Here is a 25,552-nt window from a genome sequence, read left to right on the forward strand (position 1 = left end):
TTGGCGCGCGGCGCCCTACTCGGGGACTTCGACGCTGACGTGGATGGCGTCGTGGCGCCAGAACTCCAGGTCGCAGTCGATGATGCGCCCGTGCTGGTCGCGATTGACCCGGGTAATGCGCAGCGCCGGGCTGCCAGGCGCGACCTTGAGGCTGGCTGCGGCTTCGGCATGCAACGCAGTGGGCACCATGTCGAAGCGTACTCGGCCGTAGTGGATGCCATATTCGCTGGCGTAGAGATCGGTCAGCGAGCGCGTCAGGTCGAACTCGAGAATGCCGGGGAAGTAAGCCGGGTTGAGGTAGTGCTCGACGTACAGCACCAGGCGTCCGTCGATGCGCCGCGCGCGGCACACCTGATAGACGCTCGACAGTGCGGGCAACTCCAGTATCTCGCAGATTTGCGCCGTGGCGGGCATCAGCCGTGCATTCAGCACCTCGGTAGCCGGCACCCGCCCCTGTTCAGCGACCATGGCGTGGAAGTGGGTGCGAACCAGCGGGTTGTAGGCGACCCGCGTTGGCGAAACGAACCAGCCGCGGCGCTCCTCACGGTAGACCAGCCCCTGCGCCTCCAGCTGGCCAAGCGCCTCGCGCAGGGTGATGCGCGTGGTGTCGAACAATTCGCTGAGCTTGCGCTCGGCTGGCAATTTGCTGCCGGAGGACAACAGGCCCCGGTCGATCTGCTCCTGCAAGGCGCGGCAGATGACAGTGACGGCCCGTGGCACTTCTTCGCGCATCAACATCTTCCTCTTTGGACTAGTCCAGCCCCATGACAGGGCAAAACTCAATTGCCCAGACGGGTTACAAGACTAGGCAGTCTAGATGACTGATAGATGACAACCAGGCTGCAAGCACGCCGCATGCCACCGGCCTGCGCATTCGCTGCCCGATAAATCAGCCACTTATCCATGGTCTACGCTTGTGAAGCGCACCGGCCAGCCACGCCTAGACATCTGCCAGCTGTGGCCGGACATAAAACTGTCATTGAAGGCGCCTAGATTGGCTCGGGTATTGCTGATCTAGACCAACACTCTCACTGCAAAGGAGTTTCCAATGAAACAACTGCTGCTGGCTTCACTGATGGGCTCGGCCATCGCTCTGGCGACCTCCGCCATGGCCGAAGACACCGACTTGCAGGCACTGGAAAAGGCTGCACGCGCCGAAGGCGCGGTGAATAGCGTGGGGATGCCCGATAGTTGGGCCAACTGGAAAGACACCTGGGCCGACCTGACCAAACTCTACGGCCTCAAGCATCAGGACACCGATATGAGCTCGGCGCAGGAAATCGCCAAGTTCGCCGCCGAGAAGGAAAACGCCACTGCCGATATCGGTGACGTCGGTGCCGCCTTCGGCCCTATCGCCGTGCAGCAGGGCGTGACCCAGCCGTACAAGCCGAGCACTTGGGAGCAGATTCCGGACTGGGCCAAGGACAAGGACGGCCACTGGATGCTGGCCTACACCGGCTCCATCGCCTTCATCGTCAACAAGCAACTGGTCAAGGACATCCCGCGCTCCTGGGCAGACCTCAAGACCGGCACCTACAAGGTGGCTGCCGGTGACGTGAGCACCGCGGCACAAGCCGTGAACGGTGTGCTGGCCGCCGCCATCGCCATGGGCGGCAACGAGAGCAACGTGCAGCCTGCCCTGGATTTCTACGGCGAACTGGCCAAGCAGCGTCGCCTGTCGCTGGCCAACCCGACCATCCAGACCCTGGAAAAAGGTGAAGTGGAAGTCGGCATCGTCTGGGACTTCAACGGCCTGTCCTACCGCGACCAGATCGACCCCGAGCGCTTCGAGGTGCTGATCCCGTCCGACGGCTCGGTGATCTCCGGCTACAGCACCATCATCAACAAATGGGCGAAGAACCCCAACGCCGCCAAGCTGACCCGCGAATACATCCTCAGCGATGCCGGGCAGATCAACCTGGCCAAGGGCAACGCCCGCCCGATCCGCGCCGAGCATATCGAGCTGCCGGCCGAAGTGCAGGCCAAGCTGCTGCCGCAAGAGCAGTACGCCAAGGTCCAGCCGATCAAGGATGCTGCTGCCTGGGAGAACACCTCCAAGATGCTGCCGCGCCTGTGGCAGGAGCACGTGATCATCAATATGAACTGATGCGGCCGCGACACCATTGATCCGTAGCCCGGATGAAATCCGGGGCAATCGCCAAGTGCGCCCCGGATTGCATCCGGGCTACGACCTAACGAGAGAACCCCATGAAGCACAACGTCATCCTGGTGGTACTGGATGGCCTGAGCTATCAGGTGGCCCAGCATGCGCTGGGCCACCTGTTGGCTTACTGCCAGGCCGGGCGCGCCGCGCTGTACAAGCTCGACTGCGCACTGCCGGCACTGTCCCGCCCACTCTACGAATGCATTCTCACCGGCGTCGCCCCCATCGATAGCGGCATCGTGCACAACGATGTGGTGCGCCTGTCGAATCAGCGCAGCGTCTTCCACTACGCCCGTGACGCCGGCCTGACCACTGCTGCTGCGGCCTATCATTGGGTCAGCGAGCTGTACAATCGCGCGCCCTTCCAGGCCGCCCGCGACCGTCATACCAGCGACGAGGCGCTGCCGATCCAACACGGCCATTTCTACTACGCCGATCACTATCCGGACTCACACCTGTTCGCCGATGCCGACAGCCTGCGCCAGCTTCATGCGCCGAACCTGCTGCTGGTGCACCCGATGAACATCGACGACGCCGGCCACAAGCACGGCCTCGACAGCCCGCAATACCGCAACGCCGCGCGCATGGCCGACGTGCTGCTGGCCGAGTACATCCAGACCTGGCTCGACGCCGGTTACCAGATACTGGCGACCGCCGACCACGGCATGAACACCGACCGCAGCCATAACGGTCTGCTGCCGGAAGAACGCGAAGTGCCGCTGATCGTCCTCGGCAGCGCCTTCAGCCTCGATCCGGCAGCCCGCCCGCAGCAGACCGAGCTGTGCGGGACCATCTGCCAATTGCTCGGCGCAGCCCACGACAAACCCTGGTGCAGGGAGCTGCTCGCATGAAGTCGTCCATTTCCAGCAAGGGCTGGGCACTGCTGTGCCTGGTACCCTTCGCCTTGTTCTTCTTCGCCTTTCAGATCGCACCGCTGCTCTGGGTGGCAAGCAACAGCCTGAATACCAGTGAAGGCTGGGGCCTGGGCAATTTCCAGCAGGCCTTCTCCTCGCCGTTCTACCGCCAGGCCATGCGCCACAGCCTGGAGGTCGCCTTCTGGTCGAGCCTGCTGGGTATCGTCATCGCGATCATCGGCAGCTATTCGCTGCGTCAGGTCAGCAGCCGCCTGCGCGATTTCGTCATGGCTTTTTCCAACATGACCAGCAACTTCTCCGGGGTGCCGCTGGCCTTCGCCTTCATCATCCTGCTCGGCTTCAACGGCGCGCTGACCATCCTGCTCAAGCAGATGGGCGTGATCGAGGACTTCAATCTCTACTCCAAGACCGGTTTGATCGTCCTCTACACCTATTTCCAGATTCCCCTCGGCGTGCTGCTGCTCTACCCGGCCTTCGATGCCCTGCGCGAAGACTGGCGCGAATCGGCCGAGCTGCTCGGCGCCAGCAATTGGCAGTTCTGGCGACATATAGGCCTGCCGGTGCTGACCCCGGCGCTGCTTGGCACCTTCGTCATCCTTCTGGCCAATGCCCTCGGCGCCTACGCCACGGTGTATGCGCTGACCACCGGCAACTTCAACATCCTGCCGATCCGTATCGCGGCAATGGTCTCCGGCGACATCTTCCTCGACCCGAACATGGCCAGCGCACTGGCGATGGTGCTGGTCGGCCTGATGACCCTGATCACCATCGTCCACCAATGGCTGCTGCGCCGGAGCTACCATGTCGCCCGCTGAAAAACGCTCGCCGCTGTTCCACCAACTGGTGGTCTACCTGCTGTTTCTGGTCCTGCTGCTGCCACTACTCGGCACGCTGGTTTACTCGCTCTCTACCAGCTGGTCAGCGACCGTCCTGCCCAGCGGCTTCACCTTCAAGTGGTACGTGGCGCTGTGGAGCGATGCGCGCTTTCTCTCCGCCTTCGGTCGCTCGCTGCTGGTGTGCTTTGGCGCCCTGGCACTGGCGCTGGTGTTGATCCTGCCGCTGCTGTTCGTGGTCAACTACCACTTTCCCAAGCTCGATGGCGTGATGAACGTGCTGATCCTGCTGCCGTTCGCCATTCCGCCGGTGGTGTCCTCGGTCGGCCTGATGCAGTTGTTCGCATCCGGCCCGCTGCCGATCCTGGGCACGCCTTGGATCCTCATCGGCTGCTACTTCACCATCGCCCTGCCCTTCATGTACCGGGCGATCACCAACAACCTGCAGGCGATCAACCTGCGCGACCTGATGGACGCTGCTCACCTGCTTGGCGCCAGCACCTGGCGCGCGGCTTTCATGGTGGTGTTGCCCAACCTGCGCAAGGGCCTGATGGTCTCGATATTCCTGTCCTTCAGCTTCCTGTTCGGCGAGTTCGTCTTCGCCAACCTGCTGGTGGGCAGCCGCTACGAGACGCTGCAGGTTTACCTGTACAACATGCGCAACGACAGCGGCCATTTCACCAGCGCTCTGGTGATTTCCTACTTCATGTTCGTGCTGCTGATGACCTGGGCAGCCAACCGTCTGAACAAGGACAAGTCATGAGTTTTCTGCACATTCAGAACCTGCACAAAAGCTACGGCCCGACGCAGATCTTCACTGACATCAATATCGAGATCGGCCAGGGCCAGTTCATCACCCTGCTCGGCCCATCCGGCTGCGGCAAGTCCACCCTGCTGCGCTGCATCGCGGGCCTGACTGCAGTCGACGGTGGGCAAATCCTCCTCGACGGCCAGGACCTGGTACCCATGCCACCGCAGAAACGCGGCATCGGCATGGTGTTCCAGAGTTATGCGCTGTTCCCCAACATGAGCGTGGCGCAGAACGTCGCCTTCGGCCTGCGCATGCAGAAGGTGCCCGGTGCCGAGGCCAACAAGCGTGTCGCCGAAGCGCTGGAGCTGGTGGAGCTGAGCGACTACGCCGGGCGCTATCCGCACCAGCTTTCCGGCGGTCAGTGTCAACGCGTGGCCCTGGCCCGTTCACTGGTCACCCGGCCGCGTCTGCTGCTCCTCGATGAGCCGTTGTCGGCGCTGGATGCACGTATCCGCAAACATCTACGCGAACAGATTCGCGCGATCCAGCGCGAGCTGGGCCTGACCACCATCTTCGTCACCCACGATCAGGAAGAGGCGCTGGTGTTGTCCGACCGCATCGTGTTGATGAACGGCGGCCAGATCGTCCAGAGCGGCGACGCCGAAACCCTCTACACCGCGCCGGCCGATGCCTTCGCCGCCGGATTCATCGGCAACTACAACCTGCTCGACGCCGATGCTGCCAGCCGCCTGCTGCTGCGCCCGGTGAACAGCCGCGTGGCGATTCGCCCGGAAGCCATCCAGATCGGTGGCCTGGGTATCGACGGCACCATCCTCGGCCACAGCCTGCTCGGCAACGTCGTGCGCTACCGGGTCGAAGCCCGCGGCGTGGAGCTGCTGGTGGACGTGCTCAACCGCTCCGCCGCAGACCTGCATCAGGACGGCCAGAGCGTCAGCCTGGCCATCGGCGCGGATGCGATCCGGGAGGTGGCGTGATGGCCTTGGCGATTTTCGACCTCGACGAGACGCTGATCCACGGCGACTGCGCCAGCCTGTGGACGCAGGAAATGGTCAAGATCGGCTGGGCTGACGGTGAGTCCTTCATCGCCCACGAACAGGAGCTGATGCGCCAATACGCCGCCGGCACTCTGGCCATGGAGGACTACATGACTTTCACCCTGTCACCGCTGGTCGGCCGCACGCCCGAGGAGGTCGCCCATGTGGTCGAGCCCTTCGTCGAGGACGTGATCGAGCCGATCTTCTACAGCGACGCCAGCCGCACCCTGGCCGCGCATCGCGCCGCTGGCGACCGCCTGCTGGTGATCTCGGCCTCGGCGCATTTTCTGGTCAGCGCCATCGCCGAGCGCTTCGGCATCGACGAGGTCTTGGCCATCGACCTGGAGCTGCAGCACGGCTTTTACAGCGGGCGTACTCAAGGCGTGCTGACCTACCGTGAGGGCAAGGTGATCCGCCTGGAAAGCTGGTTGATCGAACAGGGCGAAAGTCTGGCTGGCGCCAGCTTCTATTCCGATTCTCGCAATGATCTGCCGCTGCTGCAGTTGGTGGACAGGCCCTTTACCGTCAATCCTGACCCAACTCTGCGCGCCCATGCCGAAAAGTCCGGCTGGCCGATCCTCAGTTGGCGCTGAACCTCACACTACCGGCTCATGATCCCTTCGCAGGCCTCGATCAACGCCGCCGCCAGTTCCCGTGCATAACCGGGCAACTGGTTGCGCGCATGCAGGGCCACCTCCACCGGCGCAACCGGGGCGAAGCCTTCGGCCTCGCCCAGTTCGCGATGCGCGGACGTGATCAACCGGCGCGGCAACAGGGTCAGGCCCAGGCCACCTTCGGCTGCGGCGCTGACTCCAGGCAAACTGCTGCTGACGTAGGCGATGCGCCAAGGCTTGCCCATGGCATCCAACGCATGGGTCATTTCCAGGCGATACAGGCCGTTGGGCGGGAAAACCGCCAGTGGCACCGGATTGCGCGCCAGCACTGGGCGCGCGCGGCTGTCGAGCCAGGCGACCGGCTCGGCCCAACTGGCAAGGCCCTTGGCACTGCCGGCGCGCTGCTTGATCAGCGCCAGGTCCAGCTCGCCCGCATTGAACGCCCGCCATACGTCATGACTGAGGCCGCTGGTGATCTCCAGGCGAATGCCCGGATGCGCATCGGCAAAATCGGCCAGGTAGGGTGTCAGGCTGTTGGCGGCGAAATCGTCCGGCACGCCGAGGCGTACCTCGCCTTCCACCGCGCTCTGCCCCAAAGCGAGCATCGCCTCGTCCATCAGCGCGACGATGCGGTTGGCATAACCGAGCAGGCGTTCGCCTTCGGTGGTGGTCACCACGTAGCGGCCACTGCGGTCGAGCAGCTCGGCGCCGAGCTGCTCCTCAAGACGCCGCACCTGCTGGCTGACGGTGGACTGCGTCAGATGCAGGCTAGCAGCGGCACGAGTGAAGCCTCCGGTCTGCACCACGGCGAGAAAACTGCGTAACAGCACCGGATCAAGCATCGCGCCACCCATCATGAAATCCACTGACAGGCATTCTACTATTTAATTTCCGAATCCAGCTGCGAATTCCTATAGTGCCTGGGAGTCCTTTTTCGCGCCGGGATCGATCCCAGCGCCATCCACCCGCCGAGGCAATCTCTCGATGAGCAAAACGCCCTACTACTACGCCCCGCATGGCGGTCATCCTGGTCAGGATCAGTTACTGACCGACCGCGCCATGTTCACCGAAGCCTACGCCGTGATTCCCAAGGGCGTGATGCGTGACATCGTCACCAGCCACCTGCCGTTCTGGGACAACATGCGCATGTGGGTCATCGCCCGCCCGCTGACCGGCTTTGCCGAAACCTTCTCGCAGTACATCGTGGAAGTTGGCCCGAACGGCGGCAGCGAGAAACCCGAGCTGGACCCGAGCGCCGAAGGCGTGATCTTCGTCGTCGAAGGCACCTGCGACCTGACTCTGAACGGCACCCAGCACGCCCTGCGTCCGGGCAGCTACGCCTTCATCCCGCCAGAAAGCGATTGGTCGCTGCGCAACAACGGCAGCGAAGCCGTGCGCTTCCACTGGTTGCGCAAGGCCTACCAGCCGGTTGAGGGCGTGCCCTACCCGGAAGCCTTCGTCACCCATGAGCAGGACATCGAGCCGATCGTCATGCCCGGCACCGAAGGCCGCTGGAGCACCACGCGCTTCGTCGAGATCAGCGACATGCGTCATGACATGCACGTCAACATCGTCAACTTCGAACCAGGCGGCGTGATTCCCTTCGCCGAAACCCACGTCATGGAACACGGCCTGTACGTGCTCGAAGGCAAGGCGGTGTATCGCCTGAACCAGGACTGGGTCGAAGTGGAAGCCGGCGACTTCATGTGGCTGCGCGCCTTCTGCCCGCAGGCCTGCTATGCCGGCGGCCCGAGCCGCTTCCGCTACCTGCTGTACAAGGATGTGAACCGTCAGATGCCGCTGACCCTGGGCGGTCTGAAGCGCTAGGTCACTCCTCCCGCGTAGGGCGGGTGTAACCCGCCGGTTCGGCAATGGTGGCGGGTTGCACCCGCCCTACGCGAAAACCTCCGCCCTCGCCCCAATGAAAAAGGCCATCCCCTCGGGGATGGCCTTTTTATTTTAAGACATCGATCAGCTATGGCGGATCAGGTGATCGAAGGCGGACAGCGATGCCTTCGAGCCCTCGCCCATGGCGATGACGATCTGCTTGTACGGCACGGTGGTCACGTCGCCGGCAGCGAACACGCCCGGGATGTTGGTCGCGCCCTTGGCATCGACGACGATCTCACCGAAGCGGCTCAGCTCGACGCTACCCTTGAGCCAGTCGCTGTTGGGCAGCAGACCGATTTGCACGAAGATGCCTTCCAGCTCGACGGTGTGCAGCTCCTCGGTGGTGCGGTCCTTGTAGACCAGGCCGTTGACCTTCTGGCCATCGCCCGTGACCTCGGTGGTCTGCGCGCTCTTGATCACAGTGACGTTCGGCAGGCTGTAGAGCTTCTTCTGCAGTACGGCGTCAGCACGCAGGGTGTCGGCGAATTCCAGCAGGGTCACATGAGCGACCAGGCCGGCCAGGTCGATGGCCGCTTCGACACCGGAGTTACCGCCGCCGATCACCGCCACGCGCTTGCCCTTGAACAGCGGGCCGTCGCAGTGCGGGCAGAAGCACACGCCCTTGGCCTTGTATTCCTGCTCGCCGGGCACGCCCATCTCGCGCCAGCGCGCACCGGTGGAAAGGATGACGGTCTTGGCCTTGAGCGAGGCGCCGTTCTCGAACTGCACTTCGTGCAGGCCACCTTCGCTGCTGGCTGGCACCAGCGCCGACGCACGTTGCAGATTCATCACGTCGACGTCGTATTCCTTGACGTGTTCTTCCAGCGCACGCACCAGTTTCGGACCTTCGGTCTCCTTCACCGAGATGAAGTTCTCGATGGCCATGGTGTCCAGCACCTGACCACCGAAGCGCTCGGCGGCAATGGCGGTGCGGATGCCCTTGCGCGCAGCGTAGATGGCAGCTGCGGCACCGGCCGGGCCACCACCGACCACCAGCACGTCGAAGGCTTCCTTGGCGGTCATCTTCTCGGCATCGCGGTTGGCGGCGCCGGTATCGATCTTGGCGAGGATTTCCTTCACATCCATGCGACCGGAAGCGAAAACCTCACCGTTCAGGTAGATGCTCGGCACGGCCATGATCTGGCGACGCTCGACTTCTTCCTGGAACAGCGCGCCGTCGATGGAGACGTTGCGGATATTGGGGTTGAGCACGGCCATCAGGTTCAGCGCCTGAACCACGTCCGGGCAGTTCTGGCAGGAGAGCGAGAAGTAGGTCTCGAACTCGAACTTGCCTTCGATGCTCTTGATCTGCGCGATGGTGTCGGCGTCCAGCTTGGACGGATGGCCGCCCACCTGCAGCAGCGCCAGCACCAGCGAGGTGAACTCGTGGCCCATGGGGATGCCGGCGAAGGTCAGGCCGATATCCGCGCCGGGGCGCACCAGCGAGAACGACGGTCGGCGGGCATCGCTGCCATTGGTCTTCAGGGTGATCTTGTCGGTCAGGCCGACGATGTCTTGCAGAAGCCCGAGCAGTTCCTGGGATTTTTCGCCGTCATCAAGGGACGCGACGATCTCGAACGGCTGGGTGACCTTTTCCAGGTAGGCCTTCAACTGGGCTTTAAGATTGGCGTCCAACATGGCGGAAATTCCTCAAATACGAAAATTCGGGCAATAAAATGCCCGGACGGATCGCGCCCGGGCATCGGGCACCACAAGGGCCGGTTAATGGCCCAAACAGCGCAGATTCGTTCCTCCCCAACCCGCAAAGGCTGGGAAGGTGTTGGCAGTTTAGATCTTGCCGACCAGGTCCAGCGAAGGAGCCAGAGTCTTCTCGCCTTCTTTCCACTTGGCCGGGCAAACTTCGCCCGGGTGAGCGGCGGTGTACTGGGCAGCTTTCAGCTTGCGCAGGGTCTCGCCGACGTCACGAGCGATTTCGTTGGAGTGGATTTCCAGGGTCTTGATCTGACCTTCCGGGTTGATGATGAAGGTGCCGCGCAGAGCCAGGCCTTCTTCAGCGATGTGCACGCCGAAAGCGTTGGTCAGCTGGTGGGTCGGATCACCGATCAGCGGGAACTGAGCTTTGCCAACGGCCGGCGAAGTTTCGTGCCAGACCTTGTGCGAGAAGTGGGTGTCGGTGGTCACGATGTAGACCTCGGCACCGGCCTTCTGGAACTCGGCGTAGTTGTTGGCGGCGTCTTCGATTTCGGTCGGGCAGTTGAAGGTGAAGGCAGCCGGCATGAAGATCAGCACAGACCACTTGCCCTGCAGGCTCTGATCGGTGACTTCGATGAACTCGCCGTTGTGGAACGCATTGACCTTGAACGGCTGAACCTGAGTATTGATGAGGGACATCTCTGACTCCTTCTGAGTTTTGGGTGAGGGTTGAAAGCTACGGTCGCTATATTAGCCACCTAACAGAAAAAAGCTTATTGATTACGGGCATGATATCGATTGAATGCACCAATCGATGGCTCAGCCCACGCCACATGCGGGCTGCAGCCCTGATTCAGACTAGGCTGGGATCAATCAGCAGTGCAAGTTTACCTGCGACCTGGTTACCAGCGAGCGTCTCGAACGCCGCCTCATGGTCTTGGATCGCAAAACTGCGCTCCAGTTGCGGCTTTAACCGGCCTTCGCCGAACAGCGGCCACACCTGCTGCTGCAGATCGTGCAGTAGATCGGCCTTGAACTGATCGTCGCGGTTGCGCAGGGTCGAACCGGTCAACTGGATGCGCTTGCCCAGCACCTGAGCCAGGTCCAGCTTGGCCTCGCGCCCGCCCATCAGGCCGATGTTGATCCAGCGACCGTCACGCGCCAATAACTCCAGATTAAGCGCCGCATACTGCCCACCGACCGGATCGAGAATCACGTCGAACGGCCCGAAATCACGCAAGGCCTGCAGATCTTCACCACGCAAGGCACCACCCTGCGCACCCAGCGCTTCGCAGTAGGCCAATCGCTCGGCAGAGCCGACGCTGACCCAGCACGGGCTACCGAACGCCTTGCACAGCTGGATGGCAGCCGAACCGACGCCACTGGCGCCAGCATGCAGCAGGACTTTTTCCCCGGGGCGCAGAGCGCCGAGCTGGAACAGATTGAGCCAGGCCGTGGCGTACACCTCCGGCACCACGGCAGCCTCGACCAGAGTCAAACCCTCAGGCACCGGCATGGCGTGGCGTGCATCGAGCACCACTTCCTCGGCCATACCGCCACCGGCGAGCAGGCAGCAAACGCGATCGCCCACCTGCCAGGCGCTGCCAGCACCCACTTCGACAATCACCCCGGAGCACTCCAGGCCCAGCGCCTGGCTAGCACCCGGTGGCGGCGGATAGAGCCCGGCACGCTGCAACAGATCGGCCCGGTTAAGCCCAGCGGCCGCCACCTTCACCCGGATCTGCCCTGCATCACAGCTCTGTGCCGGTTGTTCCAGCCACTCTGCACGCCCTTCGACGCCTTGCAATGCCTTCATGCTGCCTCCATAGTGCAAGTGAACCAAGCCCAGCGCTGACCGCCGGGCTTTCGCCTAGCGCCAACGGAACCTGGCGCCCTCAAATACGGCCTAATATGCGTTATCACCTGCCACTACGTCGAATCAGCATGAAGCGCTCCCTTGCAAGCACCGCCCTCGCCCTCGTTCTCGGCCTCAGTGCCCTGCCGCTGGCGGCCAAGACCACCACAGCGACCAGTTGGGACTACCTGCAACCGGATCGCGAGCAGGTGATCGCCAGCCTCAACGTAGTGGAGCTGTTGCGCCGCCACCACTACAACAAGCCGCCGCTCAATGACGAGCGCTCGGTTCAGATCTACGACAACTACCTGAAGTTGCTCGATCCGTCCCGTAGCTATTTCACTGCGGCCGACATCGCCGAATTCAACCAGTGGCGCACCAAGTTCGATGACCTGCTGAAAAGCGGCGAGCTCGAACCGGGCTTCACCATCTATCGCCGTCACCTTACCCGCCTGGAAGAACGCCTGAACTTCGCCCTGGCCGAGCTGGGCAAAGGCGTCGACAAGATCGATTTCACGGTGGATGAAGAGCTGCAGGTCGACCGCGAGAAAGCTCCTTGGGCCAAGGATCGTGCCGAACTCGACGACCTCTGGCGCAAACGCGTCAAGGACGAAGTGCTGCGCCTGAAGATCGCCGGCAAGGAAACCAAGGACATCCAGGAGCTGCTGACCAAGCGCTACAAGAACCAGTTGGCGCGACTCAAGCAGACCCGCGGCGAGGACGTGTTCCAGGCCTACATCAACGCTTTCGCCACCACCTACGACCCGCACACCACCTATCTGTCGCCGGATAACGCGGAAAACTTCGACATCAACATGAGCCTCTCGCTGGAAGGCATTGGCGCCGTCCTGCAGAGCGACAACGAGCACGTCAAGGTGGTGCGTCTGGTGCCAGCCGGCCCGGCCGAGAAGAGCAAGCAGATCGCACCTGCCGACAAGATCGTCGGCGTCGCCCAGGGCAATGATGAAATGGTCGACGTGATCGGCTGGCGCCTGGACGAAGTGGTCAAGCTGATTCGTGGCCCGAAAGGCTCCACCGTGCGCCTGGAAGTGATTCCGGCCAGCAATGCGCCGAGCGACCAGAGTAGCAAGGTGGTCACCATCACCCGCGAAGCGGTCAAGCTGGAAGAGCAAGCCGCCAAGAAAAAGGTCCTGGAACTCAAGCACGATGGCCGCGATTACAAGCTCGGCGTGATCGAACTGCCGGCCTTTTATCTCGACTTCAAGGCCTTCCGCGCAGGCGACCCGAACTACAAGAGCACCACCCGTGACGTCAAACGCCTGCTCGACGAGCTGCAGGCCGAGAAGGTCGACGGCGTGGTCATCGACCTACGCAATAATGGCGGCGGCTCGCTGCAGGAAGCCACCGAGCTGACCAGCCTGTTCATCGAACAGGGCCCCACCGTACTGGTGCGCAACGCCGACGGTCGCGTCGACGTGCTCGCCGACGAGAACAAGGGCATCTACTACAACGGTCCGCTGGCGGTGCTGGTCAACCGCCTGTCCGCGTCGGCCTCGGAGATCTTCGCCGGCGCCATGCAGGACTATCACCGCGCGCTGATTCTCGGCGGCCAGACCTTCGGCAAGGGCACGGTGCAAACCATTCAGCCGCTCAACCATGGCGAACTGAAACTGACCCTGGCCAAGTTCTATCGCGTCTCCGGCCAGAGCACCCAGCACCAGGGCGTGATTCCCGACATCCTCTACCCGGACGTCATGGACACCAAGGACATCGGCGAAAGCGCCCTGCCCGCCGCACTGCCGTGGGACAGCATCCGTCCGGCGATCAAGCCCGAGCTGGACCCGATCAAGCCGTTCCTGACCGAACTGAAGGCTCGCCATGATCAGCGCACGGCCAAGGACCCGGACTTCGTCTTCACTCGCGACCGCCTTACCCTAGCCAAGAAGCTGATGGAGGAGAAAACCGTCAGCCTCAACGAACAGACCCGACGTGCTCGCCAGGCCGAAGTCGAAGCCAAGCAACTGGCCCTGGAGAACAACCGCCGCCAGGCCAAGGGCGAAGAGCCGCTCAAGGAGCTGGAGAAAGAAGACGAGGACGCGCTGCCGCTTGCTGACGAGAAGAGCACGCCGGAAGACGATGCCTACCTTTCGGAGTCCGGACGCATCCTGCTCGACTACCTGGGGTTGAACCCGTCGCTGGCGCTGCATTGAGGCGATTCTACGAACGTCATCAAATCGTCATCGAACTGTCGTGAAATGCAGGGGCCGGTTAGAAACCGGCCCCTTCGTTTTCCGGCAGATCGAGAACACCATGACCGTCACCGAGCAGTTGAGCGCACTGGGTAACATCCTCGCTCACGGCGACCTCAGCAGCCTGTTCCAACCCATCGTCTCGCTGTCCGAACAGCGCATTCTCGGCTACGAGGCACTGACTCGCGGCCCATCCAACAGTCCACTGCATTCACCATTGACGCTGTTCGCCGTGGCCCGCCACGCAGGCCGCCTGAGCGAACTGGAAATGGCCTGCCGCAAGAGCGCCTGCAAGGGCTTCAGCGCCCTGGGCCTGGACGGCAAGCTGTTTCTCAACGTCTCGCCGGAATCGCTGCTCGACCCCGGTCACCAGCCCGGGCGCACCCTGAAACTGCTGCAGGCATTCGGCATCCCACCAAGCCAGGTGGTGATCGAACTCACCGAGCAGTCGCCCACCGAAGACTTCGCCCTGCTCGACAATGCGCTGCATCACTACCGCGCCATGGGGTTTTCCATCGCCCTGGATGATCTGGGCGCCGGCTATTCGAGCCTGCGCCTGTGGTCGGAGCTGCGCCCGGACTACGTGAAGATCGACCGTCACTTCATCGACGGCATCCACCTCGACACGGTGAAACGCGAGTTCGTCGGCTCCATTTTGAAAATGGCCGAAGCATCACGCGCACAGGTGATAGCCGAGGGCATCGAGCTGCCCGAAGAGCTGGCCGTACTGACGGAAATGGGCGTCGACCTGGTACAGGGCTACCTGCTCAGCAGGCCGCAGGAAAAGCCGCCGCGCGAGGCACGCCAGTTGCTGCCCCAGATCCAGAGCAACCAGGCCAGCCTCAGCGAAGACAGCCATGACCTCAGCGCTCTGCTCAACGATCAGCTCGCAGTCGATCAGCACACGCCCATCGCCGAGGTGCTGGACGTCTTTCGCGCCCAGGCCAACCTCAACTCCCTGGCGGTGCTGGACGCCCAGCGGCAGCCGGTCGGCATCGTCCACCGTCACTCGCTGTCCGAAGCGCTGCTCAAGCCATTCGCCACCGATCTGTTCGCGCGCAAACCCATAAGCCGTCTGATGAGCCAGGACTTTCTCGCCGTGGAGCTGACGCAGTCGTTGCAGAAGGTCAGTCGTCTGCTCACCAGTCGTGCACGCCAGCGCATCGAGGAAGACTTCATCATCATCCAGAACGGCCGCTATCTGGGGCTGGGACGGGTGATCGACGTGCTCAAGCTGATCACCGAGCAGAAACTCCAGCAGGCGCGTCACGCCAACCCGCTGACCCTGCTGCCAGGCAACGTGCCGATCCAGCAATGCCTGAGCCGCTTGCTGCAACAGCAGCGCGAAGCGGCCGTGTGCTATGTCGATATCGATAGTTTCAAGCCGTTCAACGATCTCTACGGCTATGCCAAGGGCGACGAGGTGCTGCTGTGCCTGGCACAGTGCCTGAACGAGCGGGTCGATCCGGCGCGCGACTTCGTCGGCCATATCGGCGGTGACGATTTCATGCTGGTGCTTGGCTCGACCGACTGGCGCGACAAGCTCGGCAAGCTGATCGAGGATTTTCAAAGTCAGTGCCGACGCTTCTATCGCGAGGAGCATCTCCAGGCCGGCTGCTTCATCGCCCACAACCGCCAGGGCCAGCGCCAGGAATATGCGCTGCTGTCGCTTTCGATCGGCGTGGTGCACGTGAGAAAGACGGATTGCGCTCAACTCGATGCCTCGCGCCTGGCCGAACTGGCGTCCGAAGCCAAGCGCCAGGCCAAGGGCGTGCCTGGCTACAGCCTGCACATTCTGGAAGGCTCAGCGGCCTGAGCGGCTAGCCTCGTCCGCCATGGCGGCGTAGCGCTCGGCGGCCTGCGGGTCTGCTTCCAGGCCGGGAGCGCCCTCGCGGTAAAGCTGGCTCAGGCGCCCGCTCGCCAAGGGATGCCCGGCAGTCGCCGCCATTTCCCACCAACGCACGGCCTGCACGGCATCCGGCACTTGCCGGGTGTCGCCCTGCATGGCCTGCACGCCCAGTTGATAGGCGGCCTTGCCGTCTCCACCCTGGGCAGCCAGACGCAGCAGCCGCAGCCCCTCCTCGCGCGCGCCAAGGCCCTGGCCGCGAAATAGCAGGATATGACCATAGAAACTCTGCGCCGCGGTGTCGCCGAGGTTGGCCATACGTCCGTACTGGCCCTGCATCCATTGCCACAGACGCGGTTGACGCAGCGCCGCAGGCCAGTGGAAAAGTCGCCGAGCCAGCCAGTACCCCAGCCGCGCTCGGGCCTGCCAGAGCCACCTAGACATCGGCGGGATACTCGAACTCGAACACCCGCACCACCTCCGCCGCATGCCAGGACGCAGCGGCGACGCCATCGGAGGCCCCATTGAAACGCCCGAGGCGCGTCACGCAATCGAAGAAGCCGGTGCGCGGCAGGCGACTGGCGCCCTGACTGATGACCAGCGCGCTGCGCAGCGGCCGCTCGGCGCGAGCATCCAGTGCAGCGAGGTGCTCCAAAGCGGCGGTCAGGGTTTGCATGGCCGGCGTCGGTAGGTCGAGGCGCTCGATCAGCGCTCGATAAGTCAGGAGGTGGCGCTGACGGCGGGCATCATCCAGCTCGGTCAGCAGTGCCTGCCAGTGTTGACGACTGATGCGTACACTCAAGACCAGCCCTCCAGCCCCAGCTCCCAGGCAAGAGAACGCAGAATCGCGGCATCGGGCTGCCGTTCGCCGCTCTCGATCATGGCCAGATAATGGGGGCTGATACCGACGCTGCGCGCCAGCGCTTCCGGGCTCAGGCCCTTGGCTTCGCGTAGCGCTTGCAACTGCGCGAGAGGCGCGCGATTGGTTGCAGGCACCGGCGAAGGCTCAACGGGCGCGGCAACCTCCTGGCGCCCCGCAGCCTGCAACAGGGCCTGATAATCGGCCCAGGGCAGCACTGCGTATTCCGGCTCGCCGTCACGGGCAATGATTTGCACACTCATGAGTCTCTCCGTTGGAAAGCAGGGCCGACGGCCTCGACCCCTTCCTTGCATGTGGTCATCTTAACAGGCGTCTACCGCCAGAGGCGTCATCCAAACGGGCCAGGTAGCGAGATGCGGCGTTTCGCCCTATCCGCTCGAATCGGCAACCTGCGAACGCGCGACCTTGAGAGTGCGAAACACGGGAGCGTCGGCTGCTCAGCGGGTGCGAACAGAATCCGCAACGCGCGAACGGGCCATCAGGACTGCAGCGGATCGACCCGTTCGGCCGGCGGTAGCTGTTCGATGAGCGCCATGCGCTCCGGGCTCTGCTTGTCCCGCCACGCCCTGAAGGCATCCAGCTCGCCATGCCAGGTGCGCATGACCCAGGCCAGCACGGCGAGGTCGTCGACGAAGCCGACGCCTACCAGCCAGTCGGGAATGGCATCGAGCGGAGCGATGAAATACAGCAGCGCCGCCACCACCATCAGCAGAGCCTGGCTGCTGATCTGCCGGTACTCACCCTTGAACCAGGCCAGGCTGAGCGCACGCAGCAACTGCAGATCTTCCTTGAATGCGGCGAAGCGCTGTCCCTGCGGGGTGCGCTTGTCACCTAGCGCGCGCACGAGTTCGGGCAACTTGCCGTCGCGAAGAAAGCGGGCGGCCAACGGCAGGTAACGCGTCAGTTTCCACGGAATTTTCATAGGCCTCCTCGGCGAGCCAGGTACTTTCTGGGCTTGCCTCGCTTATCCACCGAAGCTGTGGATAAATCTGTGCAAATTCTTTAGACAAGCTTATCAAAGCCCCGTGGCATGGGGTCTCGGCTTAGATCGGATATTTTTTATACAGCATATAAAATCCATGAAAATCAACAAGTTGCTGATTGACATGAGAAGCCCGCGTCTGTAGCGAAGGCTCTTCGGGAATCTTTCCCAAAATGTGCATAAGCGTAACACCCTGCCACCGTGCACCCTCTTTTTTGCCCTCAGAAACGACAACGCCCCGTCAAGACGGGGCGTTGTACGCAAGTACCAGGTGTTACTCTTCGGTCGGCTCGGCGGCCTGATCCTTGATGGCGATCAGTTCCAGATCGAACACCAATACCGAATTGGCCGGAATGGCCGGGGACGGGCTCTGCTCGCCGTAAGCCAGCTCACTGGGGATGTACAGCTTGTACTTCTCGCCCACGTGCATCAGTTGCAGACCTTCGACCCAACCCGGGATCACGCCGCCAACTGGCAGATCGATGGGGCTGCCACGCGCGACGGAGCTGTCGAAGACGCTGCCATCGGTCAGCTTGCCTTCGTAGTGAACGGTCACCACGTCGCTTTCCTTCGGCTGCGCGCCGTCGGTCTTCTCGATCACTTCGTATTGCAGACCGGAAGCAGTGGTGACGACACCTTCACGCTTGCCGTTCTCTTCGAGGAATTTCTTGCCGGCTTCGGCAGCTTCCTTGTTCAGCGCCGTCATGCGCTCTTCAGCACGATTCTGCAGGAAGGAGAAGGCCTCGATCATGTCCTCATCCTTGATGCGCGGCTCCTTCTTCGCCAGCGCATCTTCGATCCCCTGGGCGACGGCCTTGGAATCCAGATCGTCCATGCCCTCTTCGGACAGGCTGCGACCCATGTTCAGGCCAATACCGTAGGAAGCTTTCTGCGCCGGGCTGTTGAGTTCGACTTCGCTGGTTTGCGAATCGCAACCGGCGAGCACCAGGCCCACCAGGGCAACCGCCGCCGCCAAACGATGCTGTTTCATGCTTGTTCCTTGTAGATGCGCCCGAAGGCCGTCGTGTGAAAGCGCGAGCTTAGCAGTACGCCGCGATCACTGGCTACGGCATAGGAGCCGTACAATACGCATAAGTTCAAGCAAACAAAGGATTTTTTGAGGTTTTCGGCGAATGCCGAAGCGTTGTCACAGGAGGGGATGAAGCGAGGAAAAGAATGGCGCAGCGGACGGGACTCGAACCCGCGACCCCCGGCGTGACAGGCCGGTATTCTAACCGACTGAACTACCGCTGCGCGTAACTGCGAGATTGGTGGGTGGTGACGGGATCGAACCGCCGACCCTCTGCTTGTAAGGCAGATGCTCTCCCGGCTGAGCTAACCACCCCATTCACTCTCGAAGTGGGGCGCATTCTAGAGAGCGATTCGGACCTTGGCAAGCCCTCTTCATAAAAAATTTATCGCCGCAGCAAGAACTTAGGCAGCACCGGCGAATTTCCTCGAAGGTTCGTTGTCAGGGTTGGCCTGAGCACGCCAGCGGAGAATAATGCGCGCTCTGTGCCGGCGGACCGGTCAGCCTACCGCTGCTCGCCCGCCACCTTCATCCGTCGCTGCGCGCCGGCTTTCCCCAGGTGAAAGCCCACAGATGGCGCCGCCTCGCGACTTACATCATCAATGGAGAGTCACCCGCTCATGTGGTTTCGTAACCTGCTGGTCTACCGCCTCACCCAGGACATCCCTTTCGACGCCGAAGCGCTGGAGACCGCACTGGCCAGCAAACCGGCCCGTCCCTGCGCCAGCCAGGAACTGACCACCTACGGCTTCACCGCCCCCTTCGGTAAAGGTGCCGACGCCCCACTGGTGCACGTCAGCGGCGACTTCCTGCTGATCGGCGCGCGCAAGGAAGAACGCATCCTGCCGGGTTCGGTGGTGCGCGACGCGCTGAAGGAAAAGGTCGACGAAATCGAAAACACACAGATGCGCAAGGTCTACAAGAAAGAGCGCGACCAGATCAAAGACGAGATCGTCCAGGCCTTCCTGCCGCGCGCCTTCATCCGCAAATCCGGCACTTTCGCTGCCATCGCGCCGAAGCAGGGTCTGATCCTGGTCGACAGCGCCAGCGCCAAGAAGGCCGAAGACCTCCTCTCCACCCTGCGCGAGGCCATCGGCTCGCTGCCGGTACGCCCGTTGTCGGTGAAGATCGCACCGACCGCCACGCTCACCGACTGGCTGAAGAACCAGAGCGCTGCCGAAGGCTTCTTCGTGCTCGATGAGTGCGAGCTGCGCGACACCCACGAGGACGGCGGTGTGGTGCGCTGCAAGCGCCAGGACCTGACCAGCGAGGAAATCCAGCTGCACCTGTCCACCGGCAAGCAGGTCACCCAGCTGTCACTGGCCTGGCAGGACAAGCTGTCCTTCGTGCTCGACGACAAGCTGACCATCAAGCGCCTGCGTTTCGAAGATGTGCTGCAGGAACAGGCCGAGCAGGACGGCGGCGGCGACGCCCTGGCCCAGCAGGACGCCAGCTTCGTCCTGATGATGATGACTCTGGTGGAGTTCCTGCCGGAGCTGTTCACCGCACTGGGCGGCGAAGAGATTCCGCAGGGAATCTAGGGCGCTTGCCTCCCCTCTCCCGCTTGCGGGAGAGGGGCCGGGGGAGAGGATCTATCCGACAGGTGTAGGGCGGGTGCAACCCGCCAACTCGACCGGCAGGTTAGCTGCCCTACATCGGAAGACAACCCCGAATTTCATCCGGGCTACACACGAGTGAGCGTCAGACCAGCGACTCGAGGCTCTCGGTAAAGGCACTGGCGCCCTGCTCCGCCGTGCTGAAGTTATGGCGCATGAAGGCGAACAGCTCACGCCCGCAGCCCATTGCCGGAGCTGGCCTCGACGCCGTCTCACGTGCGGCGAACTCAGCCTCGTCGGCCTGCAGTACCAGCTGCCCGCTTTGACCATCGACACGTATCAGGTCGCCGTCGCGCACCCGCGCCAGCGGCCCGCCATCGAAGGCCTCCGGGCAGACATGAATGGCCGCCGGGATCTTGCCCGAGGCGCCGGACATACGCCCATCGGTGACCAGTGCCACCTTGAAACCACGATCCTGCAGCACGCCCAGATAAGGCGTCATCTTGTGCAGCTCTGGCATGCCGTTGCTGCGCGGCCCCTGGAAACGCACCACGGCGACGAAATCGCGCTCCAGCTTGCCGGCCTTGAACGCCTCGACCAGCTCCAGCTGATCCTCGAACACCAGCGCCGGCGCTTCGACTACCTGATGCTCGGGTGCCACGGCGGACACCTTCATCACGCCACGGCCAAGATTGCCCTGCATCAAACGCAGCCCACCTTCGGCCGAGAACGGCCGTGCCACCGGACGCAGCACGCTCTCCTCCAGGCTCTCGGTCGGCCCGTCGCGCCAGACCAGCTTGCCATCCTCGAGGAAAGGCTCCTGGGTATAGCGCGACAAACCGCGCCCGGCCACGGTGTTGACCTCTTCATGCAACAGCCCGGCATCAAGCAACTGACGAATCAGAAAGGCCATGCCGCCAGCGGCCTGGAAGTGATTGATGTCGGCCTTGCCGTTGGGATAAACGTGGGCCAGGGTCGGCATCACCTCGGACAGATCGGCCATGTCCTGCCAGGTCAGCAGAATGCCGGCAGCGCGGGCGATGGCCGGCATGTGCAGTGTGTGGTTGGTCGAGCCGCCCGTGGCGTGCAGGGCGACAATGGAATTGACCAGGCAGCGCTCGTCGACGATCTCGCCGATGGGCATGAAACTCCCACTCTGCTTGGTCAGGCGCGTCACCTGCTGCGCAGCCTCGCGGGTCAGCGCCTCGCGCAGCGGCGTGCCCGGATTGATGAACGAGGCGCCCGGCAGATGCAGGCCCATCACCTCCATCAGCAACTGGTTGGTATTGGCGGTGCCATAGAAGGTGCAAGTGCCCGGCCCGTGGTAAGCGGCCATTTCCGCTGCCAGCAGCTCTTCGCGGGTCGCCTTGCCTTCGGCGTAGCGCTGACGCACATCAGCCTTCTCCTTGTTGGACAGACCCGAGGTCATCGGCCCGGCCGGCACGAACAGCGATGGCAGGTGACCAAAACGCAGTGCGCCCATCATCAGCCCTGGCACGATCTTGTCGCACACACCCAGGTACAGCGCAGCGTCGAACATGTTGTGCGACAGCGCCACGGCCGTGGACATGGCGATCACCTCGCGGCTGGCAATGCCCAGCTCCATGCCCGGTTCGCCCTGGGTGACGCCATCGCACATGGCCGGCACGCCACCGGCGAACTGCCCTACTGAACCGAGTTCGCGCAGGGCCTGCTTGATCTGCTCGGGAAAGACCTCGTAAGGCTGATGCGCCGACAACATGTCGTTGTAAGCAGAAACGATGGCCACATTGGCCGCATCCAGCAGACGCAGGGTCTGTTTGTCGTCACCGCTGCAGCCGGCGACGCCGTGAGCGAAGTTGGCGCATTGCAGCTTGCCCCGCTGCGGGCCTTCGCTGGCAGCTGCACGGATCATCTCAAGGTAGCGCTGGCGCGTGGCGCGGCTGCGCTCGACAAGACGTTCGGTAACTTCGACAACGCGGGGATGCATGGGAAATCTCCAGGCTAGCTGCTAGCGTCTGTTTGTATTTACAACAAAATATTGCCACCCGGCACGCTTGATTTCCATAGCGATGGGAATAATCTTGTAATTACAACAACAAATTAACGAGACCCTCACCATGACACTACGAATCGCCATCAATGGCTTCGGCCGTATCGGCCGCAACGTGCTACGCGCACTTTATACCCAGAATTATCGTCAGCACCTGCAAGTCGTGGCCATCAACGATCTGGGCGACAGCACGATCAATGCGCACCTCCTGCAATATGACAGCGTCCACGGCCATTTCCCCGAAGAAGTGAAAGTCGACGGCGAAAGCCTGTGGATAAAGGGTGATCGCATCGCCGTCAGCGCCATTCGCAACCCGGCCGAGCTGCCCTGGAAAACCCATCAGGTCGATGTGGTGCTCGAATGCACCGGGCTGTTCACCGAACGCGACAAGGCAGCCGCGCATCTTGCCGCCGGCGCGCGCAAGGTATTGATCTCCGCGCCTGCCAAAGGCGCCGACGCCACCGTGGTGTACGGCGTCAACGAACAGGTGCTAACGCCGGACATGCAGATCATCTCCAATGCCTCCTGCACCACCAACTGCCTGGCGCCGGTGGCGCAGGTGCTGCAGCGCGAGCTGGGCATCGAACAGGGGCTAATGACCACCATCCACGCCTACACCAACGACCAGAATCTGTCCGATGTCTACCACAGCGACCTTTACCGCGCGCGCTCGGCAACCCAATCGATGATCCCGACCAAGACTGGTGCGGCCGAAGCGGTCGGCCTGGTGCTGCCGGAGCTGGCCGGCAAGCTCACCGGCATGGCGGTACGCGTACCGGTGATCAATGTGTCACTGGTTGACCTGACCCTGCAGGTCAAACGCGAAACCACCGCAGAGGAAGCCAACGCCCTGCTCAAGGCGGCCAGCGAGCAATCCTCGGTGCTGGGTTACAACGTGCTGCCGCTGGTGTCCTGCGACTTCAACCACAACCCGTTGTCATCGATCTTCGACGCCAACCACACCAAGGTCAGCGGCAAGCTGCTCAAGGTGATGGCCTGGTATGACAACGAGTGGGGCTTCTCCAACCGCATGCTGGACAACTGCCTGGTGCTGGCCCGCTTGAACTGAACAGGAGGCTCGATGAGCCGTATCAGCTTTACCCGCGCCGAACTGCCGGCGCGCAAGCGCATCGCCCTGGTGGCGCACGATCACTGCAAGGGCTTCCTGCTCGACTGGTGCGAACGTCAGCGCGACAAGCTCGCGCGCCATGAGCTGGTGGCCACCGGCACCACCGGCCTGCTTCTGAGCAAACGTCTGGATTTACCGGTGGAGAGCATGATCAGCGGCCCGCTGGGCGGCGACCAGCAGATCGGCGCGCGCATCGCCGAACAGCGCGTGGACATGCTGGTGTTCTTCTGGGACCCGTTCGAGCCGCAGCCACACGACCCAGACATCAAGGCCCTGTTGCGCGTGGCTGCCGTCTGGAACATCCCGGTGGCGTGCAACGAAAGCAGCGCCGATTACCTGCTCAGCAGCAGCCTGCTGGAACAGCAGCACGAGTACCGTATCCCCGATTACCAGGCTTATCTAGCTGCGCGCGGCTAGCAGGCCATTGAAAAACTACCTGCGTTGGCAATACTGCGTTAAAACCGGCCTCAAAATGCTCATTTACAGCTCGTAAACTGCGCTTTTTCGGCCGTTTTTGCCTTGTCTTGCCTGCCTCGCCGACGTTTTTCAACGGCCTGCTAAAAATCCACCTTGCCCCGCCCCGCCTTGATCGCACCGCGCTTGCTCTTGCCGTCCAGACGGCGCTTCTTCGACCCGAGGGTCGGCTTGGTCGGGCGGCGCTTCTTTTCCACTTTGCCGGCGCTGCGGATCAAATCGGCAAGACGCTCGAAGGCGTCGGCGCGATTCTGCTCCTGGGTACGGTACTGCTGCGCCTTGATCACCACCACGCCGTCAGCGGTGATGCGACTGTCGGCGAACGCCAACAAGCGTTCCTTGTAGAACGGCGGCAGCGACGAGGCCTGGCTGTCGAAACGCAAGTGCACAGCGCTGGACACCTTGTTGACGTTCTGCCCGCCGGCCCCTTGGGCGCGGATGGCGGTCAGCTCGATTTCCTCATCGGGGATATGAACACTGTTGGAAACGATCAGCATGGGTAAAAATTTCTTGAGGCTCATGGTCATCAGGATACCCGCCATAGCTGTAATCTTTGCTTGAAATTTCCCCACGGCATTCGTCGGGCGCCTCGGCTAACGTAGCGGCCTGTCTTTTTCCGGAAGCACGCGATGGACTCGATAACCCAGGCGGTACTCGGCGCCAGCATCCAGGGCGCGCTGCTCGGCCGCTGGCAGGGGCGCAAAGCCCTGCTCTATGGCGCTACGCTGGCTACCCTTCCCGACCTGGACGTGGTCATGGACTACGGCGATGCCGTGGCCAACATGACCTACCACCGCGGTTTCAGCCATTCGCTGTTCGTTCTGAGCGGCCTGGCGCTCCTGCTGACCTGGCTGGCCAGGCGTTTTCGGCCTCACCCAGGTTATTCGGCCAATCGCCTGTTACTGACGCTATGGCTGGTGCTGATCACTCACCCCTTGCTGGACGCCTTCACCAGCTACGGCACGCAGCTGTTCTGGCCGCTGATGCCAACGCCTACGGCCTGGTCCAGCCTGTTCATTATCGACCCGCTGTACAGCGTGCCGTTGCTCGCCGCGGTGGTGATCAGCCTGTTTACCGGGCTGCGCGAACAGAGCTGGCGCGTACCGGCCGTGGCGCTAGCGGTGTCGACGCTGTACATCGGCTTCAGCCTGGCCGGCAAGTTCATGGCCGAGCAGCGCGTGGAGCGTGAGCTGGCGCGCCAGGGCATTCAGGCCGAACAACTGTTCATCACCCCAACGCCGTTCAACACCCTGCTGTGGCGAGTGATCGTACTGGACGGCGAGGACTATCACGAAGCCCTGATCGGCTGGTTCGATGACCAGCCTCCGCAGTTGCAGCGCCTACCGCGCGGCACGCACCTGCGCGAACCACTGGCGGCCTCGCCGATGCACCAGCGCCTGGAGTGGTTCACCGGTGGCGCGCTGCGTTACGACCAGGTCGGTGATCGCCTGATCGTCACCGACCTGCGCCTGGGCATGACCGGTTTTCACCCTTTCCGCTTCGACTTCGCCCAGTTGCGCGATGGCCAGTGGCAGGTGCACCCGCGCCTTGATCGCCTGCCGTTTGAGCGCGGCGAAGTCGGGCACCTGACCCTGCTGTTCAAACGCATCTGGCAACCCGAACTGAAGGTTCCGCTGCTGGCATGGGCCAGCGAGTTGCAGAAACCACTTTTGACTGAGACTCGCTCGCACTAACAGCGGTACTATCAGCGTCCACTTATCTG

The 25,552-nt window shown here is 62.6% G+C and carries 25 protein-coding genes and 2 tRNA genes; 13 read left to right on the forward strand and 14 right to left on the reverse strand.

Annotated features, from left to right (window positions below; all coding sequences use genetic code 11):
- Positions 1–15 precede the first annotated feature (15 nt).
- A complete protein-coding gene (locus B2U07_RS10130) occupies positions 16–732 on the reverse strand; it encodes a UTRA domain-containing protein (protein WP_275546892.1) in 717 nt (238 codons plus the stop codon).
- Positions 733–1,048: 316 nt separating this feature from the next.
- On the opposite strand from B2U07_RS10130, the gene B2U07_RS10135 reads away from it, so the two are divergent.
- From B2U07_RS10135 to B2U07_RS10160, 6 genes are all read left to right on the forward strand, one after another.
- The gene (locus B2U07_RS10135) at positions 1,049–2,107 is read left to right on the forward strand and encodes an ABC transporter substrate-binding protein (protein ID WP_275546893.1); all 1,059 of its coding nucleotides are present in this window, start codon (positions 1,049–1,051) and stop codon (positions 2,105–2,107) included.
- 101 nt (positions 2,108–2,208) lie between these two features.
- Positions 2,209–3,015, forward strand: a complete 807-nt coding sequence (locus B2U07_RS10140; RefSeq protein WP_275546894.1) for an alkaline phosphatase family protein — start codon at positions 2,209–2,211, stop codon at positions 3,013–3,015.
- Positions 3,012–3,854, forward strand: a complete 843-nt coding sequence (locus tag B2U07_RS10145; RefSeq protein WP_197855206.1) for an ABC transporter permease — start codon at positions 3,012–3,014, stop codon at positions 3,852–3,854. The genes B2U07_RS10140 and B2U07_RS10145 overlap by 4 nt, the downstream gene beginning before the upstream one ends.
- Complete coding sequence (locus tag B2U07_RS10150; protein ID WP_275546895.1) at positions 3,841–4,635, forward strand: ABC transporter permease; 795 nt, start codon at positions 3,841–3,843, stop codon at positions 4,633–4,635. The genes B2U07_RS10145 and B2U07_RS10150 overlap by 14 nt, the downstream gene beginning before the upstream one ends.
- Positions 4,632–5,618 (forward strand): ABC transporter ATP-binding protein, encoded by a 987-nt coding sequence (locus B2U07_RS10155; protein WP_275546896.1) that lies wholly within the window; start codon positions 4,632–4,634, stop codon positions 5,616–5,618. The genes B2U07_RS10150 and B2U07_RS10155 overlap by 4 nt, the downstream gene beginning before the upstream one ends.
- Entirely contained in the window at positions 5,618–6,271 is a 654-nt protein-coding gene (locus B2U07_RS10160) for an HAD family hydrolase (protein ID WP_275546897.1), read from the forward strand. Before B2U07_RS10155 ends, B2U07_RS10160 begins: the two co-directional genes overlap by 1 nt.
- An 8-nt stretch (positions 6,272–6,279) precedes the next feature.
- Here the strand turns inward: B2U07_RS10160 and B2U07_RS10165 are convergent, their stop codons facing one another.
- Positions 6,280–7,134, reverse strand: a complete 855-nt coding sequence (locus B2U07_RS10165; protein ID WP_343252403.1) for a LysR substrate-binding domain-containing protein — start codon at positions 7,132–7,134, stop codon at positions 6,280–6,282.
- A 142-nt stretch (positions 7,135–7,276) separates the two neighbouring features.
- On the opposite strand from B2U07_RS10165, the gene B2U07_RS10170 reads away from it, so the two are divergent.
- Positions 7,277–8,119, forward strand: a complete 843-nt coding sequence (locus B2U07_RS10170) for a bifunctional allantoicase/(S)-ureidoglycine aminohydrolase (protein ID WP_197855202.1) — start codon at positions 7,277–7,279, stop codon at positions 8,117–8,119.
- Between the two features lie 144 nt (positions 8,120–8,263).
- Here B2U07_RS10170 and ahpF read toward each other — a convergent pair whose 3' ends face one another.
- From ahpF to B2U07_RS10185, 3 genes are all read right to left on the reverse strand, one after another.
- Positions 8,264–9,820: an alkyl hydroperoxide reductase subunit F gene (gene ahpF, locus B2U07_RS10175; RefSeq protein ID WP_275546898.1), complete on the reverse strand. Its 1,557-nt coding sequence runs from the start codon at positions 9,818–9,820 to the stop codon at positions 8,264–8,266.
- 150 nt (positions 9,821–9,970) lie between these two features.
- Entirely contained in the window at positions 9,971–10,534 is a 564-nt protein-coding gene (gene ahpC / locus B2U07_RS10180) for an alkyl hydroperoxide reductase subunit C (RefSeq protein WP_197855200.1), read from the reverse strand.
- Between the two features lie 154 nt (positions 10,535–10,688).
- Positions 10,689–11,651 carry a zinc-binding dehydrogenase gene (locus B2U07_RS10185; protein ID WP_275546899.1) on the reverse strand — a complete coding sequence of 321 codons (963 nt, stop codon included), beginning with the start codon at positions 11,649–11,651 and terminating at the stop codon, positions 10,689–10,691.
- A 128-nt stretch (positions 11,652–11,779) separates the two neighbouring features.
- Here B2U07_RS10185 and B2U07_RS10190 point away from each other — a divergent pair, with 128 nt between their 5' ends.
- Together B2U07_RS10190 and B2U07_RS10195 are read left to right on the forward strand one after the other, a co-directional pair.
- Positions 11,780–13,861 carry a carboxy terminal-processing peptidase gene (locus B2U07_RS10190; RefSeq protein WP_197855197.1) on the forward strand — a complete coding sequence of 694 codons (2,082 nt, stop codon included), beginning with the start codon at positions 11,780–11,782 and terminating at the stop codon, positions 13,859–13,861.
- A 100-nt stretch (positions 13,862–13,961) separates the two neighbouring features.
- A complete protein-coding gene (locus tag B2U07_RS10195; protein ID WP_275546900.1) occupies positions 13,962–15,716 on the forward strand; it encodes a bifunctional diguanylate cyclase/phosphodiesterase in 1,755 nt (584 codons plus the stop codon).
- Here the strand turns inward: B2U07_RS10195 and B2U07_RS10200 are convergent.
- The 7 genes from B2U07_RS10200 to B2U07_RS10230 form a co-directional block, all read right to left on the reverse strand.
- The gene (locus tag B2U07_RS10200; protein ID WP_275546901.1) at positions 15,705–16,190 is read right to left on the reverse strand and encodes a sel1 repeat family protein; all 486 of its coding nucleotides are present in this window, start codon (positions 16,188–16,190) and stop codon (positions 15,705–15,707) included. The two genes, B2U07_RS10195 and B2U07_RS10200, sit on opposite strands and share 12 nt — an antisense overlap.
- Complete coding sequence (locus B2U07_RS10205; protein ID WP_197855193.1) at positions 16,183–16,548, reverse strand: hypothetical protein; 366 nt, start codon at positions 16,546–16,548, stop codon at positions 16,183–16,185. The genes B2U07_RS10200 and B2U07_RS10205 overlap by 8 nt, the downstream gene beginning before the upstream one ends.
- Entirely contained in the window at positions 16,545–16,868 is a 324-nt protein-coding gene (locus B2U07_RS10210; protein ID WP_296270694.1) for a helix-turn-helix domain-containing protein, read from the reverse strand. The genes B2U07_RS10205 and B2U07_RS10210 overlap by 4 nt, the downstream gene beginning before the upstream one ends.
- A 236-nt stretch (positions 16,869–17,104) precedes the next feature.
- Positions 17,105–17,548 carry a YkvA family protein gene (locus B2U07_RS10215; protein ID WP_296270695.1) on the reverse strand — a complete coding sequence of 148 codons (444 nt, stop codon included), beginning with the start codon at positions 17,546–17,548 and terminating at the stop codon, positions 17,105–17,107.
- 334 nt (positions 17,549–17,882) lie between these two features.
- Positions 17,883–18,599 carry an FKBP-type peptidyl-prolyl cis-trans isomerase gene (locus B2U07_RS10220; RefSeq protein ID WP_197855188.1) on the reverse strand — a complete coding sequence of 239 codons (717 nt, stop codon included), beginning with the start codon at positions 18,597–18,599 and terminating at the stop codon, positions 17,883–17,885.
- A gap of 186 nt (positions 18,600–18,785) precedes the next feature.
- Positions 18,786–18,862: transfer RNA gene (locus B2U07_RS10225), tRNA-Asp, on the reverse strand.
- Between the two features lie 15 nt (positions 18,863–18,877).
- Positions 18,878–18,953: transfer RNA gene (locus tag B2U07_RS10230), tRNA-Val, on the reverse strand.
- A gap of 305 nt (positions 18,954–19,258) precedes the next feature.
- Here B2U07_RS10230 and rdgC point away from each other — a divergent pair.
- Positions 19,259–20,179 carry a recombination-associated protein RdgC gene (gene rdgC, locus B2U07_RS10235; protein ID WP_296276880.1) on the forward strand — a complete coding sequence of 307 codons (921 nt, stop codon included), beginning with the start codon at positions 19,259–19,261 and terminating at the stop codon, positions 20,177–20,179.
- A gap of 160 nt (positions 20,180–20,339) precedes the next feature.
- Here rdgC and edd read toward each other — a convergent pair whose 3' ends face one another.
- Positions 20,340–22,163 (reverse strand): phosphogluconate dehydratase, encoded by a 1,824-nt coding sequence (gene edd / locus B2U07_RS10240; protein ID WP_296276881.1) that lies wholly within the window; start codon positions 22,161–22,163, stop codon positions 20,340–20,342.
- A 130-nt stretch (positions 22,164–22,293) separates the two neighbouring features.
- On the opposite strand from edd, the gene gap reads away from it, so the two are divergent.
- Complete coding sequence (gene gap / locus B2U07_RS10245) at positions 22,294–23,295, forward strand: type I glyceraldehyde-3-phosphate dehydrogenase (RefSeq protein ID WP_296270697.1); 1,002 nt, start codon at positions 22,294–22,296, stop codon at positions 23,293–23,295.
- 12 nt (positions 23,296–23,307) lie between these two features.
- Positions 23,308–23,772, forward strand: coding sequence for a methylglyoxal synthase (locus tag B2U07_RS10250; RefSeq protein WP_161864507.1), 465 nt, complete (start codon positions 23,308–23,310; stop codon positions 23,770–23,772).
- Between the two features lie 140 nt (positions 23,773–23,912).
- Here B2U07_RS10250 and arfB read toward each other — a convergent pair whose 3' ends face one another.
- Positions 23,913–24,326 carry an alternative ribosome rescue aminoacyl-tRNA hydrolase ArfB gene (gene arfB, locus B2U07_RS10255; RefSeq protein ID WP_296276944.1) on the reverse strand — a complete coding sequence of 138 codons (414 nt, stop codon included), beginning with the start codon at positions 24,324–24,326 and terminating at the stop codon, positions 23,913–23,915.
- Positions 24,327–24,458: 132 nt separating this feature from the next.
- Between arfB and B2U07_RS10260 the strand changes: the two genes are divergently transcribed.
- Positions 24,459–25,523, forward strand: coding sequence for a metal-dependent hydrolase (locus tag B2U07_RS10260; RefSeq protein WP_275546906.1), 1,065 nt, complete (start codon positions 24,459–24,461; stop codon positions 25,521–25,523).
- The last annotated feature ends 29 nt before the right edge of the window (positions 25,524–25,552 follow it).

The sequence above is a fragment of the Pseudomonas sp. UBA7530 genome (genome assembly GCF_002479365.1).
In the GTDB taxonomy this organism is placed as follows: domain Bacteria; phylum Pseudomonadota; class Gammaproteobacteria; order Pseudomonadales; family Pseudomonadaceae; genus Aquipseudomonas.

Coding starts and splice junctions, on each gene's coding strand:
- B2U07_RS10130 (WP_275546892.1), bottom strand. CDS start 732: ATGCGCGAAGAAGTGCCACGGGCCGTCACTGTCATCTGCCGCGCCTTG.
- B2U07_RS10135 (WP_275546893.1), top strand. CDS start 1,049: ATGAAACAACTGCTGCTGGCTTCACTGATGGGCTCGGCCATCGCTCTG.
- B2U07_RS10140 (WP_275546894.1), top strand. CDS start 2,209: ATGAAGCACAACGTCATCCTGGTGGTACTGGATGGCCTGAGCTATCAG.
- B2U07_RS10145 (WP_197855206.1), top strand. CDS start 3,012: ATGAAGTCGTCCATTTCCAGCAAGGGCTGGGCACTGCTGTGCCTGGTA.
- B2U07_RS10150 (WP_275546895.1), top strand. CDS start 3,841: ATGTCGCCCGCTGAAAAACGCTCGCCGCTGTTCCACCAACTGGTGGTC.
- B2U07_RS10155 (WP_275546896.1), top strand. CDS start 4,632: ATGAGTTTTCTGCACATTCAGAACCTGCACAAAAGCTACGGCCCGACG.
- B2U07_RS10160 (WP_275546897.1), top strand. CDS start 5,618: ATGGCCTTGGCGATTTTCGACCTCGACGAGACGCTGATCCACGGCGAC.
- B2U07_RS10165 (WP_343252403.1), bottom strand. CDS start 7,134: ATGCTTGATCCGGTGCTGTTACGCAGTTTTCTCGCCGTGGTGCAGACC.
- B2U07_RS10170 (WP_197855202.1), top strand. CDS start 7,277: ATGAGCAAAACGCCCTACTACTACGCCCCGCATGGCGGTCATCCTGGT.
- ahpF (WP_275546898.1), bottom strand. CDS start 9,820: ATGTTGGACGCCAATCTTAAAGCCCAGTTGAAGGCCTACCTGGAAAAG.
- ahpC (WP_197855200.1), bottom strand. CDS start 10,534: ATGTCCCTCATCAATACTCAGGTTCAGCCGTTCAAGGTCAATGCGTTC.
- B2U07_RS10185 (WP_275546899.1), bottom strand. CDS start 11,651: ATGAAGGCATTGCAAGGCGTCGAAGGGCGTGCAGAGTGGCTGGAACAA.
- B2U07_RS10190 (WP_197855197.1), top strand. CDS start 11,780: ATGAAGCGCTCCCTTGCAAGCACCGCCCTCGCCCTCGTTCTCGGCCTC.
- B2U07_RS10195 (WP_275546900.1), top strand. CDS start 13,962: ATGACCGTCACCGAGCAGTTGAGCGCACTGGGTAACATCCTCGCTCAC.
- B2U07_RS10200 (WP_275546901.1), bottom strand. CDS start 16,190: ATGTCTAGGTGGCTCTGGCAGGCCCGAGCGCGGCTGGGGTACTGGCTG.
- B2U07_RS10210 (WP_296270694.1), bottom strand. CDS start 16,868: ATGAGTGTGCAAATCATTGCCCGTGACGGCGAGCCGGAATACGCAGTG.
- B2U07_RS10215 (WP_296270695.1), bottom strand. CDS start 17,548: ATGAAAATTCCGTGGAAACTGACGCGTTACCTGCCGTTGGCCGCCCGC.
- B2U07_RS10220 (WP_197855188.1), bottom strand. CDS start 18,599: ATGAAACAGCATCGTTTGGCGGCGGCGGTTGCCCTGGTGGGCCTGGTG.
- rdgC (WP_296276880.1), top strand. CDS start 19,259: ATGTGGTTTCGTAACCTGCTGGTCTACCGCCTCACCCAGGACATCCCT.
- edd (WP_296276881.1), bottom strand. CDS start 22,163: ATGCATCCCCGCGTTGTCGAAGTTACCGAACGTCTTGTCGAGCGCAGC.
- gap (WP_296270697.1), top strand. CDS start 22,294: ATGACACTACGAATCGCCATCAATGGCTTCGGCCGTATCGGCCGCAAC.
- B2U07_RS10250 (WP_161864507.1), top strand. CDS start 23,308: ATGAGCCGTATCAGCTTTACCCGCGCCGAACTGCCGGCGCGCAAGCGC.
- arfB (WP_296276944.1), bottom strand. CDS start 24,326: ATGCTGATCGTTTCCAACAGTGTTCATATCCCCGATGAGGAAATCGAG.
- B2U07_RS10260 (WP_275546906.1), top strand. CDS start 24,459: ATGGACTCGATAACCCAGGCGGTACTCGGCGCCAGCATCCAGGGCGCG.